A 12326-nucleotide genomic window follows, 5' to 3' on the forward strand; every position below is an offset into this window, starting at 1 on the left:
GTCGATATGACTGGAATAGTTCTCGCCTCGAAGAGTGCGTCGCGCAGGGCGATGCTTGGCGCCGCCGGCGTCGAGTTCGAAGTCCGGCCCGCGGCCATCGACGAGCGTTCGCTCGAATCCGGCATGGAGAATGCCGGCGGGGACGAGATTGCGCTGGCGCTGGCCGAAGCCAAGGCGCTGTCGGTCGAAGGAAGCGGTCGGCCGGTCCTGGGCAGCGATTCCGTGCTCACGGTCGACGGGCAGCGGTTCAGCAAGCCGACCAGCCGGGCACAGGCGGCCGAGCATTTGCGGTTCTTCTCCGGCCGGACGATGCAGCTCCATTCGGCGGCGGCCCTGGCCATCAACGGCGTCATCGTGTGGCGCCATGTCTCGGTCGCGACGCTCAAGGTGCGCGAACTGTCCGAAGACTTCATCGACAAGTATCTCACGGCCGAATGGCCCGAAGTCGGCCAGTGCGTCGGCGTGTTCCGCATCGAGGCGCTCGGCGTGCAGTTGTTCGAAAGCATCGAGGGCGATCACTTCACCGTTCTCGGCATGCCACTCCTGCCGGTCCTCGGCGCCTTGCGGGAGATGGCGGAACTGCCTGCGTGACCCGGGCTTATGCTGAGGTGATCGGCGATCCGATCGCCCAGTCAAAGTCACCGGCGATCCATGGGTTCTGGCTCGGCAAGCTCGGTATTGATGCCGACTATCGCGCGAACCTGGTGCGCTCCGAAGAAGTCGGACCCTACCTCGCTGGGCGGCGCGCCGATCCTGCCTGGCGCGGGTGCAACGTGACCATGCCGCACAAGCAGGCGGTCATGCCCCACCTCGACCGGCTCGATCCCTTGGCAGAGCGGATCGGGGCGGTGAACACCATCGTCCATGAAGCCGACGGCACCCTGACCGGGCACAATACCGACGCTGCCGGATTCCTCGAACCGCTGCGCCCCTTGCTCGCCAACGAGCACTTGTTCCGCATGGCCCGAGTGCTGGGTACCGGCGGCGCGGCCAGGGCAATTGTCGCCGCGCTGGCGGCCGAGAATCTCGTGATCGTGCTCGCCGGGCGCGATCCGGACAAGGCCCGGGCCTTGCTCGATGAGCTCGATCCCGGTGGCGAGCACCATGCGGTCGACATCGCCCATTTCGCCGACCCGACCGACTTCGCGTTCGACGACCGCGTCGGCTGCTTCGATGTGATCGTCAATGCCAGCCCGCTCGGCATGGCTGGCCAGCCGTCACTGGCCTTCGACTTCAGTCACGCCCCACCGGGGAGCGTGGTCTACGACATCGTGACTCATCCCGCCGACACACCGCTGCTCCAGCAAGCCAGGGCTGCTGGATTCCGCACGGTCGATGGCCTTTCGATGCTGATTGGCCAGGCTGCGGCGGCGTTCGAGAAGTTCTTTGGCGAATCTCCGCCGCGCGATGCCGATCGCGAACTGCGAGCCTTGCTCGCCGCATGACCCGGCCGGTCATCCTCGGGCTCACCGGCTCGATCGGGATGGGCAAATCGACCGTTGCGGCGATGTTCGAAGAACTGGGCGTCCCGGTCTTCGACGCCGATGCCGTTGTGCGCCGCTTGCAAGGCCCTGGTGGCGATCTTGTGGCGCCGATCGAGGCCGCTTTCGCCGGGACCACCGGTCCCCAGGGAATCGACCGGGAGGCGCTCGGCAAGGAAGTGTTCGACAACCCTGCCGCCCTCGCCCGGCTCGAGGCGATCGTCCATCCAGCGGTCCGCGCAGCCCGCAAGGAATTCCTGCTCGAGCATGCTGGAGAGCGGCTGGTGGTGTTCGATATCCCCCTGTTGTTCGAGAAAGGCGGTGTCGAGGAAGTCGATGCCGTGGTCGTCGTCTCGGCTCCGCCAGAAGTGCAACGTGCCCGCGTTCTCGCGCGGCCGGGAATGACGGCGGAACGCTTCGCCACCATCCTCTCGCTGCAAATGCCTGATGCCGAAAAACGAGCGCGGACGGATCACGTGATCGACACCGGGCTTTCGCTGGAGGAGACCCGCGCCGCAGTCGCCCGGCTGGTGGACAAGCTCGCCGGCTGATCCGCGCAGCCCTTGTCAGCGGCAGGCCCGCAGTCGATATGTCCTGCATGCGCGAGATCGTGTTCGACACCGAAACTACCGGGCTCGACCCCCAAAGCGGTGACAGGATGGTGGAGATCGGCTGCATCGAGCTGGTCAACCGCGTGCCGACAGGCCGCACCTTCCACGCCTACTTCAATCCGGACCGCTCAATGCCTCTCGCGGCCGAGCAGGTGCACGGGCTGTCGGACTCGTTCCTCGCCGACAAGCCGCGTTTCCGCGAACATGTCGTCGAATTGCTCGAATTCCTCGGCGATGCGCCGCTGGTCGCGCACAACGCGCAGTTCGATTTCGGCTTCCTCAACTACGAGCTCAGCGTGTGCGGCCACACGGACGTGGGGCTGGACCGGATGATCGACACGCTCGCGATCGCCCGTCGCCGTCATCCCGGAGCCAAGCACTCGCTCGATGCGCTCTGCGCTCGTTATGGTGTCGACCGCAGTCACCGCGTGCTCCACGGGGCGCTGCTCGATGCCGAGCTTCTGGCTCAGGTCTATGTCGAGCTGACCGGGGGCCGGCAGATCGGCCTGGCCTTGGCGGCAGAGGTCGCAACTGCCGTGGTCGAGGTCACTGCATTTCGTCCGCGCCAACGCGAATTCCGTCCGGCGCGGCCCCATTCTGCGAGTTCTGAAGAGCTCGCCCGGCACAAAGCCTTTCTGGAATCGTTTGACTCAGTGGGCTGGACGGGTTGATTCTAGAGTCGCCTCATTGTCCGGCTAGGTACGAAAACCAGTAGGAGTTCCCCACTCATGGACATTCGAGTGTCCGGTCACCAGATGGATACCGGCTCGGCTCTTCAGGATCACGCTTCGGATCGACTTGTTGCGATCAGTCAGAAGTATTTCGATCGCGCACTTTCATCGACCGTCACCTTCGGAAAGGCCCCGGCCGGGGCTTTTGCCTGTGACATTGTTCTCCACGCCAATCAGGGCCTGATCCTCAAAAGTCATGGCCAGGCACAAGATGCTCACCTGGCGTTCGACCAGGCGGCCGAAAAGGTCGAAAAACAGCTGCGCCGCTATAAGCGTCGGCTCAAGGACCGCCATGAGCAGGCCACTCATGCGGCGCTGGCAGAAGAGGCTGCCTACACAGTCTTTGCGGCTGAAGAACCGGAAGCAGAGGAAATAACGGACGCGCCGCCGGTCATCGCGGAAACTCGAGTTGATATACCCGAAGTCAGCGTTTCCGACGCGGTCATGCTTCTCGATTTGAGACACACCAACGCACTGTTCTTCAAAAATGCTGGAACGGGGCGACATAATATGGTGTACCGCCGGAATGATGGTTCGATCGGTTGGGTCGAGCCCACCTGAACCCGGCCTATGACCTAAGGAAAGGCCGACGACGCTGCCCTATTTCTTCTTGAAATCAAGTGGATACGCGCGGGCTAAAAACCCGCGCGAAGCGGCGCGAATCAGAGTGTGAACCAGAGAAGCCGAGACATGAGTCCCTTGTTTTCGATCAAGCCCGAAGCGATCGCCTTCGTCGATGCGTCAGATAAGCAGTCGATCCTCGAACAGCTAAGCGACGTTTTTGCCCGCAGTTGGGGGCTCGATGCTGGCCAGGTGCTCGAGCAGCTCGACGAGCGCGAAAAGCTGGGCAGCACCGGCTTCGGCCGCGGCGTGGCGATTCCGCATGCGCGTTTTCCGGGCGTCACGCGTCCGGTGGCGGCACTGCTGAAACTGCGCCACCCGGCGGATTTCGCTTCGGCCGACGGCTTGCCCGTCGATCTCGTGATCGGCCTGCTCTCGCCCGAGAACAGCGGTGCGACGCACCTTCACGCCCTCGCCGCGATCTCGCGCCTGATGCGTGACGAGCGGGTTCACGAAGCCCTGAGTGACGCGCCCGACGAGGAAGCGCTCTATGGCTTGTTGACCAATGCCACGGACCGCGACGCCGCCTGACGTGCCCGACATAGCCGGAGCCAGCGGCGCCGACGTCCACTATCGCGCGCTCGAATCCCTCTATGCTGCGGCGCCGGTGAACCGGCTGTTCGAATCCCGGTTGGAGATCCTGGGCGAAGGCCATTCGCGGATCCGCTTCACCGTCGACGAGCGGCATTTCCATGCGGCCGGCGCGGCGCATGGCACGATCTACTTCAAGATGCTCGACGACGCGGCGTTCTACGCGGCGAACTCGATGGTCACCGACCGCTTCCTGCTGACCACCGGCTTCAACCTGCTCTTCACCAAGCCCGTCCGTGGCGGCGAAGTGATCGCCGAGGGCCGCTGGGTTAGCGGGCGACGCCGGGTGTTCATCGCCGACGCTCACCTCATCGATGCCGAAGGCGAAGAGATCGGCCGCGGCACCGGAACCTTCATGCGATCGCACATTCCGCTGTCGAGCCTGCCCGGATATCGGGCCGAAAGGTGATTCGATGGAGGGCCGGCTTCCCGCTCATATCGAAGTTTCCGGATTGATTCGGTCCGTCGAGGCCGCGGGCGGCTTCGCTACCGTTATCGCCAAGGGCGAACGCGACGCCGGTACTTTGCTTGTCGTTTGTTGCGCGCGCGGCTCCCCCGCTAAAGCATATGAACGCATGCCCCAGCCCGACGGCACCCGTGCCTGGACGCTGAATCGCACACAAGAACCTGAAAACGCACAGGAATTCTGGGATTATTGCGACCGCCGGAAGCGGCAGGACAGCGATCTCTGGATTGTGGAACTGGACATCGCGGATGGAGAACGCTTCATCGCTTTGGCGGGATCCGCACGTTGCTGACGTGGCGCGATTGGCTATCTGACCCTCGACTTCCCACAGCGTAGGCGGTTTAGCGCACGGCAATGATGCCGTGCGAACCAGCGCGCAGACGGGGAGTGGCCGGCAGGCTGCAGATGGATCGCGGGGTTACGGGTCGTTCGTAATTGCATTCCACGGGCCTGCGTCGGGGCACTCACCGCCTTAAGTTTTGTTTTCAATGTCGAAGACTTTTGGGGCCGGAGCCATGCTCACGGCCATAGCCGGTTTTGTTGCCATGTTTGGCGCCGGCAGCACGGGGGCCTGGGCCCAGGAAGGTAGCCTTCCTCTCCAGGATGCAGTTGCCGTTGTGGCGCAAGCGCCCGCGGCCGACGAACCGCGGTTCGTCGCGAGCGATGCGGATCAGCCGCTCGACGTTCAGGAATTCGGTGAAGAGGCCGCTGCGCGTTATCGCCAGGCCACCTCGCTCCAGGAGCTCGTCGGCGACATGCCGATCGATGCCGAGCTTTCCGCCGACATGAAGTGCCTTGCCGAGGCCGTTTATTTCGAAGCCCGTGGAGAGCCGCTCGACGGCCAGCTGGCGGTGGCCAAAGTGGTCATCAACCGCTCGACCTCGGGCCTCTACCCGAGCGACTACTGCTCGGTCATCACCCAGCGCGCCCAGTTCTCGTTCGTGCGCGCCGGACGCATCCCGCAGGCCGATGAGAGCTCCGCTGCGTGGCGCAAGGCCAAGGCCGTCGCCCAGATCGCTCACCAGGGCCTGTGGAAGTGCGTTGCCGACAACGCCATGTTCTTCCACGCCACTTACGTTCGTCCGGGCTGGGCCAACCGCAAGCAGCAGCTTGCCCGCATCGACACGCACATCTTTTACCGCTGATTTAAGGGCTTAGTCCCTGATCTCGACCCAAACCGGCGCGTGGTCGCTGGCCTTTTCGCGCCCGCGATAGGCCTTGTCCACGCCCGCCGCGGTCATCCGGTCCGCCGCTTGCGGTGAAAGCAGCAGGTGGTCGATCCGGAAGCCGTGATCGCGCTGCCAGGCGCCGGCCTGGTAGTCCCAAAAGGTCCACACCCCGCCACGCGGATTGAGCGTGTCGATCGCATCGGTCCAACCGTCGTTGAGGAGCCGCGCGTAAGCATCGCGCGAAGCAGGCTGCATCAGCGCGTCGTTGGCCATGGCCCGCACCGAGAACACGTCCTTGTCTTCGGGAATGACGTTGAAATCGCCCACGACCACGACCGGCATTTCGCTCTCGAGCAGCTCGCCAAGGCGAGTGCGCAAGCGTTCCATCCAGGCGATCTTGTAATCGAACTTGGGCCCCGGCTGCGGATTGCCGTTAGGCAGGTAGAGATTGACCACCCGCACCCCGCGCACATCCGCTTCGATGAAGCGGGCTTGTTCGTCCTCAGGATCGCCGGGAAGCCCGCGTCCGCTTTCAACCGGTGCCACCCCGTCGGCCAGGATCGCCACGCCATTGAAGCCCTTCTGGCCGTGGCAGATCGCGTGATAGCCGATCTTCTCGAACTCTTCGAAGGGGAAGCCTTCTTCCTGGCTCTTCACTTCCTGCAGACAAGCGACGGCAGGCCGAGTTTCCTCCAGCCATTCGAGCAAACGAGGCAGGCGCGCTTTAACGCCGTTGATGTTGAAGCTGGCTATCCGCACGGGGCGGACTTTAGATTCCGAAACTGGAACCGCAACCGCAACCGGCGGCAGCGTTAGGATTTTCGACCTTGAAGGCCGCTCCACCGAGCGATTCGACGAAATCGACCACGCTGCCGGCCACAAGCTCAAGGCTGATCGGGTCAACCACCAGCTTCACGCCTTCGGTTTCGCTGATCATGTCCTCGGCCTCGGCCTCGTCGGTCAGGTCGAACTTGTACTGGAACCCGGAACAGCCACCACCCTCCACCGACAGGCGCAGAATGGCCTCGCGGCCCTGCTTGCGAGCGATGGCGCCGACGCGGTTCGCGGCGGCTTGCGTGAGAGTGAGAGCCTGGGCCATGGCAGGCATGTAGGGACACCCCCGCTCCGGCTCAAGCGGTACGAATGTAATCGCGCATGGCGTTGGCCTCGCTTTCGACCAGCTCAAGGCGGTATTTCACCAAGTCACCGATCGAAATGAAGGCCGCCAGATGTTCGCCGTCGAGCACTGGCAAGTGACGGATCCGGCGCAAGGTCATGACTTCGAGCGCGTCGAGAACGTCAGTCGTAGGTTCCGCCGCGATGGGTGGCGCGGTCATCACCTCGCTCACCTTGAGGTCGAGCGCAGAGGCACCGTGCTTGGCTATGCAGTAGAGCAGGTCACGTTCCGAAAAGATCCCGTCAACCTGCCCGCCCGTAACCACAGGCATGGCGCCGATCCGGTGTTCGGCCAGCCGCTCGGCCGCCGTGCGCACGGTTTCCTCCGGCGAGCAATCGATGATCTGCTGGTTCCGTCCAGCGATCACTCGGGCAATAGTCATGGCGACTCTCCCTTCTTGGAAGGGTAACATGACATGAAACAAGGGCTTGGCCAAATCGCGGAGGTCCTGCGTTGCCAAGCAGGGTCCCAGGGACCATGTGATCTGCATGACCAAACGTTCACCGCTCGACGATCCCGGCCTGTCCGCCCATGCCTGGGCGCGGTACAAGCGGTTGATGAAGTGGATGTTCGCCTTCACCCTGGTGGTGGTGGTGGTGGCACTTGGCTGGGTCTACCTGACCTCAGGCATGCCCTCGATTCACCTGTACATAGCTACGGCGCTCGGTGTGGGGTTTGCCGTGCTGTTGATGTCGGCGCTGATGGGGCTGGTGTTTCTTTCAAGCGGCACCGGGCACGATGAATCGGTGTCCGATGCGCAGGACCGCGATCAGGCCGACGGCCGCAAGCGGTAGTCTTCGACGGGCACGCCGCCGATCAGGTGTTCCTGGATCACGCGTTCGAGCACCGCTTCGGTGCAGGAATGGTACCAGACGCCGTCCGGCCACACGACGGCGATCGGGCCCGCCTCGCAGATCTGCAGACAGTCGGCCTTGGTCCGCTGAACGCCCCCTGCCCCCACCAGGCCCAACTCGCGCAACCGGCGCTTGAGATAGTTCCAAGAGGCTTCGCCCACTTCACGCCGGCAGCAGGCCTGCTTCTCCGACATCGCGCACAGGAATATCTGGCGCTTGATGGCGTCGCCACCGATGGCCGCGAGGGCGCGTTCGGCCTGGGCCAGGTTGGCGGGTGGGATGTCAGTCATCTTGAGAACGATTGAGGCGTGCCTTGAACGGCACGGGCAATCAGCCCTTCTTGCCGGCGATCCGTGCGATCTCGGCCTTGACCAGCCGTTCGACCATCTCGGGAAGATTGCGTTCGAGCCATTCGGCCAGCATCGGCCGCAGCAAGTCGCGGGTAAGCCCTTCGAGCGAAGTTTCCCCTGAACGAACGATTTGCGGCGGCACACCGGGCTCTGCAATCATCGCCAGCGCTTCGAGCGATTCACGCATCGAACGGGCGGTGCCCTCCGTCATCAGCCGATCGGCTTCCGGGCCTTTGGGCTTTGCAGGACTGGCCAGTTCGACCGCTTCGCCGAGCTCGAGGATTTCCTCTTCGGCTTCGAACGCTTCCCCGGGTTGGGCCGGCGTCAGTGCAATGCCCGCGTTCTCGCGTCGACGGCGCTCAGCCTGGAGGGCTTCGCGATTGTCGCGCGCAATCACCTTCTTGATGGAAGCCAGAATCTCTTCGACCGAGGGTTCGCCTTCGTGCCGCATACTTGCCCCGTTATTCGACCGCTTGCTGAGGCGGAATTTCCGCGTCCTGCGCGGGGATGTCAACGGTGCGGGTCGACTGAGTCACCGGCGCAGGATCGTCGCTCCAATCCCAGGCGTTACGGCGGACGCGCTCGTAGTTGACTGCCGGATCGTAGAGCATGCCCAGCTCGTCGAGGCCCAGATCGCGCGCTTCGGCGCGGCCCATGGCGGCGAGCAGGGTGAACCCTGCGACGTAGGCGTTGCGCCGCGCGGTCACGAGTTGGACCTGCGCCCGCAGGTGTTCCTGCTGCGCGTCGAGGATGTCGAGAATCGTGCGGTTGCCGACGGTGTTTTCCGCCCGCACGCCTTCGAGGCTGAGCGCAGCGGCTTCGACCGCGGTCTGGCTCGACGCGATGATCTCGTTCGCAGCGCGCCAGCTCGAATAGGCAGCGCGGACCTGAGCAATCAGGTCGCGCTCGGTCGCCACGATGTTCTCAAGCGCGACGGATTCACGCGCCTGGGCCTGCCTGCGCAGCGCCGCCGGCCGACCGCCCTGGTAGAGCGGCACCGTGGCGCGTACGCCTAAGGTGGCGCCGCTATTCGAGTTCGGCGTCAGGTCCTGCAGCGCTTCGGGCAGAGAGTTGAGGTAATTGGCGTAATTGCCGTTGGCGTTGACATCCACCCGCGGCAAACGCGAGGCGCTGGCGACACGGACATCCAAACCAGCGGCCTTGGCGCGTTCCTGCGCGGCGAGCAGGTCCGGATTGTTCTGTAGCGCGATATCGACCGCATCGTCCGGAGCCGCCGGGAGGCCCGGCAGCGGCGGCGGGGGCTGCAGGTCGTTCGGAGCTTCGCCCACCAAGGCGATGTAATTTTCGCGCGCCCGGATCAGGTTCGCGCGCGAGGCTTCCAGGTCGCCGCGAGCCAGCGACAGGCGCGACTGCGATTGAGCGACGTCGGTGCGAGTGAGATCGCCGATCTCGAAACGGTCGCTCGTCGCCTGGAGGTTGACGTTGAGGACCTGGACGTTGTTGGAGGCCAGGCCGACCAGCGCTTCGTTCTGGACCACGTCCATGTAGGCGGCGACGACCTGGCTGAAGACCTGGCTTTCGGTACCGCGCAAGTCGGCCTGGCCCGCAACCACGCGGGTCTCCGCCGCACGGATGCCGTTCTTGACCCCACCGCCGGCATAGACCGGCACGCCGAGGGTAATCGCCGCGGTTGCCTGGCGCTGGGCGCTGGCAAGGTCGCTGCTGTCGTATGGGAACTCGTTGATGCCGCCGTTGGCGCTCAGCGAGGGAAGCGAATCGGCGCGCTCGATCGGCACATTCTCGTCAGTCGCGCGCTGGTTGGCGCGCGCTGCCTCAAGCGTGGGGTTCGACTCATAGGCCTTGGCCAAGGCTTCCTTGAGCGTTTCCGCCTGTGCGGGAAGCGCAGCGAAGCAGACGCCGACCGCCAGGAGGGTGCGTAAAGCCTTCATTCCCATCTCAGAAACGCCAGCCCTTTGGTGCCGCGAATTCCGGCAAGGACGGGATGCCGAGTTCGGCGAGTGGGAAAAGCGCGACTTCACCTGCGGCCTTGCGGCCGATGGCGAGGCGGGAAATGCCGTTCTGGACCAGTCCGGTAACAACGCGGGCTCCTTCGGCAAGGCGGCCGACCAGCGAGTCGGGCAGCTGCTCGATCGCTCCGTCGATGAGAAGGAGCGTGAAATCGCCGGCCTTGCGAGCCTTGGCGACGGCTTCGCTGGGTGAAAGCACTTCGAGCGAGCCGACCAGCGGCCGCACCAGTTCTGCCAGGTAACCGCTGCCGCAATCGACCAGCAGGACCTTGTCGTCCTTGGTAGGCTGCGCTTCCTGCAGCATCATGCCCTGAACCACAGGCGCGGCGAGGTGGTGGGTGCCGTCGATCGCGATGGCGCGGTCGATATAGGCGTAGCTGCTGGCGGCGGCCGGTACGAACTGTTCGCGGGCGACCTCGCTCATGCGGCGCAGCAGCCAATCGGCGTTGACGCCGCTCGTGCGCAGCTGGCTTTCGACCATTGCCCGGCGGGCTGCCTCATGTCCGGCTAGCGGCCGGTCCTCCACGATCGTCACGTCAAGTGTCCATAATAACGGGGTTGGCGGAGCCTTAGGGCCTGCGACACTTCGCCGCAATGCTTGGTATTGTAGCATTTAGTCGCTGGCAAACCTTCGCTGGCCGCTGTTCTTGCAAGCGCTTTGACCTGCGGGCGGGTGCGCGCCTATGGGGCCATCGACCAGAAGGAGTACTGTTTCGATGAACGGCATGGTCGCCATTCGCGAGGAAGACCTGATCGAAAGCGTGGCGGACGCGCTGCAGTACATCTCGTTCTATCACCCGATGGACTACATCCGGGCGCTGGGCGAAGCCTATGAGGCCGAGCAGGGCCCGGCGGCGAAGGATGCGATTGCGCAGATCCTCACCAACAGCCGCATGTGCGCCGAAGGGCACCGGCCGATCTGCCAGGACACCGGCATCGTTAACGTGTTCGTGAAGTGGGGGCAGGATTGCCGGCTGGAGTCCTCGCGCTCGTTGCAGGACGTGGTCGATGAGGGCGTGCGCCGCGCCTACAACAACCCGGAAAACAAGCTGCGCGCCTCGGTGCTGGCCGATCCTGCGTTCACTCGCCGTAACACCCGCGACAACACGCCGTGCGTGCTGTCGGTCGAGATGGTGCCGGGCAACAAGGTGACGGTGGACGTGGCCGCCAAGGGTGGTGGCAGCGAGAACAAGTCCAAGTTCAAGATGATGAACCCCAGCGACAACATCGTCGACTGGGTGCTGGAGATGGTCCCGCAGATGGGCGCCGGCTGGTGTCCGCCGGGCATGCTCGGCATCGGTATCGGTGGGACGGCGGAACACGCGGTCAAGCTCGCCAAGATGAGCCTGATGGATCCGATCGACATGGGCCAGCTCAAGGCGCGCGGACCGCAGACCGACATCGAGCGGCTGCGGGTCGAGATCTTCGACAAGGTCAACGCGCTCGGCATCGGCGCGCAGGGGCTGGGCGGCCTGGCCACGGTGCTCGACGTCAAGATCTTCGACTGGCCCTGCCACGCAGCGGGCAAGCCGGTAGCGATGATCCCCAACTGCGCCGCCACGCGCCACGCGCATTTCACGCTCGACGGTTCTGGGCCGAGCTATCTGCCCGTGCCGGACCTCGAACAGTGGCCCAAGGTTCAATGGCAGCCCGACAGTGCGGCCAAGCGAGTCGACCTCGACAAGCTGACGGCGGAGGAAGTGCGCAGCTGGAAGGCGGGCGACCGCCTGCTGCTCAACGGCGCGATGCTCACCGGGCGCGATGCGGCGCACAAGCGCATCCAGGACATGCTGGCCAAGGGCGAGGAATTGCCGGTCAGCTTCAAGGGCCGGGCGATCTACTACGTCGGCCCGGTCGATCCGGTGATGGGCGAAGTCGTCGGCCCCGCCGGCCCGACCACCGCCACGCGGATGGACAAGTTCACCGACATGATGCTCGACCTCGGGCTGCTGGCGATGATCGGCAAGGCCGAGCGCGGGCAGGGCGCGGTGCAGGAGATCGCCAAGCACAAGGTCGCCTACCTCATGGCAGTTGGCGGCGCGGCCTATCTCGTCGCTCGCGCGATCAAGCAGGCCAAGGTGGTCGGTTTCGAAGACCTCGGGATGGAGGCGATCTACGAGTTCACCGTGCAGGACATGCCGGTGACGGTCGCGGTCGACAGCGAGGGCAGCAACGTCCACACGCTCGCTCCGGCGCACTGGCGCGAGAAGATCGCTAACGAAGGGCTGCTCGAAGGCGCCTGACGAACCTCAAGCATCGTTCGACCAAGGGGCCACCCTCTTCGACG

General features: G+C 64.5%; 18 protein-coding genes. 11 read left to right on the forward strand and 7 right to left on the reverse strand.

Annotation, left to right across the window (positions count from 1 at the left end; all coding sequences use genetic code 11):
• Positions 1 to 6 precede the first annotated feature (6 nt).
• The 9 genes from ASD76_RS13590 (at position 7) to ASD76_RS13630 (ending at position 5646) form a co-directional block, all read left to right on the forward strand.
• Entirely contained in the window at positions 7 to 591 is a 585-nt protein-coding gene (locus tag ASD76_RS13590; protein WP_055923930.1) for a Maf family protein, read from the forward strand.
• On the forward strand, positions 588 to 1445 hold the full coding sequence (locus ASD76_RS13595) for a shikimate dehydrogenase family protein (RefSeq protein ID WP_055923933.1): 858 nt from the start codon (positions 588 to 590) through the stop codon (positions 1443 to 1445). The genes ASD76_RS13590 and ASD76_RS13595 overlap by 4 nt, the downstream gene beginning before the upstream one ends.
• The gene (gene coaE, locus ASD76_RS13600) at positions 1442 to 2032 is read left to right on the forward strand and encodes a dephospho-CoA kinase (protein WP_055923936.1); all 591 of its coding nucleotides are present in this window, start codon (positions 1442 to 1444) and stop codon (positions 2030 to 2032) included. Before ASD76_RS13595 ends, coaE begins: the two co-directional genes overlap by 4 nt.
• Before the next feature lie 47 nt (positions 2033 to 2079).
• Positions 2080 to 2763 (forward strand): DNA polymerase III subunit epsilon, encoded by a 684-nt coding sequence (dnaQ, locus tag ASD76_RS13605; protein ID WP_055923939.1) that lies wholly within the window; start codon positions 2080 to 2082, stop codon positions 2761 to 2763.
• Between the two features lie 57 nt (positions 2764 to 2820).
• Complete coding sequence (gene hpf / locus ASD76_RS13610) at positions 2821 to 3384, forward strand: ribosome hibernation-promoting factor, HPF/YfiA family (RefSeq protein WP_055923943.1); 564 nt, start codon at positions 2821 to 2823, stop codon at positions 3382 to 3384.
• A gap of 129 nt (positions 3385 to 3513) precedes the next feature.
• On the forward strand, positions 3514 to 3975 hold the full coding sequence (locus ASD76_RS13615) for a PTS sugar transporter subunit IIA (protein ID WP_055923946.1): 462 nt from the start codon (positions 3514 to 3516) through the stop codon (positions 3973 to 3975).
• The gene (locus tag ASD76_RS13620; RefSeq protein WP_082553840.1) at positions 3950 to 4444 is read left to right on the forward strand and encodes a PaaI family thioesterase; all 495 of its coding nucleotides are present in this window, start codon (positions 3950 to 3952) and stop codon (positions 4442 to 4444) included. Before ASD76_RS13615 ends, ASD76_RS13620 begins: the two co-directional genes overlap by 26 nt.
• Before the next feature lie 4 nt (positions 4445 to 4448).
• Positions 4449 to 4793, forward strand: a complete 345-nt coding sequence (locus ASD76_RS13625) for a DUF1491 family protein (RefSeq protein ID WP_055923949.1) — start codon at positions 4449 to 4451, stop codon at positions 4791 to 4793.
• A 196-nt stretch (positions 4794 to 4989) separates the two neighbouring features.
• Positions 4990 to 5646 (forward strand): cell wall hydrolase, encoded by a 657-nt coding sequence (locus tag ASD76_RS13630; protein WP_156457724.1) that lies wholly within the window; start codon positions 4990 to 4992, stop codon positions 5644 to 5646.
• Positions 5647 to 5655: 9 nt separating this feature from the next.
• Here the strand turns inward: ASD76_RS13630 and xth are convergent, their stop codons facing one another.
• The 3 genes from xth to ASD76_RS13645 are packed head-to-tail and all read right to left on the reverse strand — an operon-like array spanning position 5656 to position 7229.
• Positions 5656 to 6429: an exodeoxyribonuclease III gene (xth, locus tag ASD76_RS13635; RefSeq protein ID WP_055923952.1), complete on the reverse strand. Its 774-nt coding sequence runs from the start codon at positions 6427 to 6429 to the stop codon at positions 5656 to 5658.
• Positions 6430 to 6439: 10 nt separating this feature from the next.
• Positions 6440 to 6769, reverse strand: a complete 330-nt coding sequence (gene erpA, locus ASD76_RS13640; protein WP_055923955.1) for an iron-sulfur cluster insertion protein ErpA — start codon at positions 6767 to 6769, stop codon at positions 6440 to 6442.
• A gap of 31 nt (positions 6770 to 6800) precedes the next feature.
• The gene (locus tag ASD76_RS13645) at positions 6801 to 7229 is read right to left on the reverse strand and encodes a CBS domain-containing protein (RefSeq protein WP_055923958.1); all 429 of its coding nucleotides are present in this window, start codon (positions 7227 to 7229) and stop codon (positions 6801 to 6803) included.
• Positions 7230 to 7335: 106 nt separating this feature from the next.
• Between ASD76_RS13645 and ASD76_RS13650 the strand changes: the two genes are divergently transcribed.
• A complete protein-coding gene (locus ASD76_RS13650; protein ID WP_055923961.1) occupies positions 7336 to 7641 on the forward strand; it encodes a hypothetical protein in 306 nt (101 codons plus the stop codon).
• On the opposite strand, the gene ASD76_RS13655 is transcribed toward ASD76_RS13650, so the two are convergent.
• Genes ASD76_RS13655 through ASD76_RS13670 form a run of 4 tightly spaced genes read right to left on the reverse strand, consistent with a single transcriptional unit; the run spans position 7617 to position 10574 of the window.
• Complete coding sequence (locus tag ASD76_RS13655) at positions 7617 to 7991, reverse strand: (2Fe-2S) ferredoxin domain-containing protein (RefSeq protein WP_055923964.1); 375 nt, start codon at positions 7989 to 7991, stop codon at positions 7617 to 7619. The genes ASD76_RS13650 and ASD76_RS13655 overlap by 25 nt on opposite strands.
• Positions 7992 to 8031: 40 nt before the next feature.
• The gene (locus ASD76_RS13660; protein ID WP_055923967.1) at positions 8032 to 8502 is read right to left on the reverse strand and encodes a DUF2497 domain-containing protein; all 471 of its coding nucleotides are present in this window, start codon (positions 8500 to 8502) and stop codon (positions 8032 to 8034) included.
• A 10-nt stretch (positions 8503 to 8512) separates the two neighbouring features.
• Positions 8513 to 9961: a TolC family outer membrane protein gene (locus ASD76_RS13665; protein ID WP_055924327.1), complete on the reverse strand. Its 1449-nt coding sequence runs from the start codon at positions 9959 to 9961 to the stop codon at positions 8513 to 8515.
• Between the two features lie 7 nt (positions 9962 to 9968).
• Positions 9969 to 10574 carry a protein-L-isoaspartate O-methyltransferase family protein gene (locus ASD76_RS13670; protein WP_055923970.1) on the reverse strand — a complete coding sequence of 202 codons (606 nt, stop codon included), beginning with the start codon at positions 10572 to 10574 and terminating at the stop codon, positions 9969 to 9971.
• 181 nt (positions 10575 to 10755) lie between these two features.
• Between ASD76_RS13670 and ASD76_RS13675 the strand changes: the two genes are divergently transcribed.
• Positions 10756 to 12282 carry a fumarate hydratase gene (locus tag ASD76_RS13675; RefSeq protein WP_200943106.1) on the forward strand — a complete coding sequence of 509 codons (1527 nt, stop codon included), beginning with the start codon at positions 10756 to 10758 and terminating at the stop codon, positions 12280 to 12282.
• Positions 12283 to 12326: the final 44 nt, after the last annotated feature.

The organism is Altererythrobacter sp. Root672 (assembly GCF_001427865.1).
Classification (GTDB): domain Bacteria; phylum Pseudomonadota; class Alphaproteobacteria; order Sphingomonadales; family Sphingomonadaceae; genus Croceibacterium_A.

Excerpts from the sequence above, each read along its gene's own strand:
- ASD76_RS13590 (WP_055923930.1), top strand. The coding sequence starts at position 7 with ATGACTGGAATAGTTCTCGCCTCGAAGAGTGCGTCGCGCAGGGCGATG.
- coaE (WP_055923936.1), top strand. The coding sequence starts at position 1,442 with ATGACCCGGCCGGTCATCCTCGGGCTCACCGGCTCGATCGGGATGGGC.
- dnaQ (WP_055923939.1), top strand. The coding sequence starts at position 2,080 with ATGCGCGAGATCGTGTTCGACACCGAAACTACCGGGCTCGACCCCCAA.
- hpf (WP_055923943.1), top strand. The coding sequence starts at position 2,821 with ATGGACATTCGAGTGTCCGGTCACCAGATGGATACCGGCTCGGCTCTT.
- ASD76_RS13615 (WP_055923946.1), top strand. The coding sequence starts at position 3,514 with ATGAGTCCCTTGTTTTCGATCAAGCCCGAAGCGATCGCCTTCGTCGAT.
- ASD76_RS13620 (WP_082553840.1), top strand. The coding sequence starts at position 3,950 with ATGCCACGGACCGCGACGCCGCCTGACGTGCCCGACATAGCCGGAGCC.
- ASD76_RS13625 (WP_055923949.1), top strand. The coding sequence starts at position 4,449 with ATGGAGGGCCGGCTTCCCGCTCATATCGAAGTTTCCGGATTGATTCGG.
- ASD76_RS13630 (WP_156457724.1), top strand. The coding sequence starts at position 4,990 with ATGTCGAAGACTTTTGGGGCCGGAGCCATGCTCACGGCCATAGCCGGT.
- erpA (WP_055923955.1), bottom strand. The coding sequence starts at position 6,769 with ATGGCCCAGGCTCTCACTCTCACGCAAGCCGCCGCGAACCGCGTCGGC.
- ASD76_RS13645 (WP_055923958.1), bottom strand. The coding sequence starts at position 7,229 with ATGACTATTGCCCGAGTGATCGCTGGACGGAACCAGCAGATCATCGAT.
- ASD76_RS13650 (WP_055923961.1), top strand. The coding sequence starts at position 7,336 with ATGACCAAACGTTCACCGCTCGACGATCCCGGCCTGTCCGCCCATGCC.
- ASD76_RS13655 (WP_055923964.1), bottom strand. The coding sequence starts at position 7,991 with ATGACTGACATCCCACCCGCCAACCTGGCCCAGGCCGAACGCGCCCTC.
- ASD76_RS13660 (WP_055923967.1), bottom strand. The coding sequence starts at position 8,502 with ATGCGGCACGAAGGCGAACCCTCGGTCGAAGAGATTCTGGCTTCCATC.
- ASD76_RS13665 (WP_055924327.1), bottom strand. The coding sequence starts at position 9,961 with ATGAAGGCTTTACGCACCCTCCTGGCGGTCGGCGTCTGCTTCGCTGCG.
- ASD76_RS13675 (WP_200943106.1), top strand. The coding sequence starts at position 10,756 with ATGAACGGCATGGTCGCCATTCGCGAGGAAGACCTGATCGAAAGCGTG.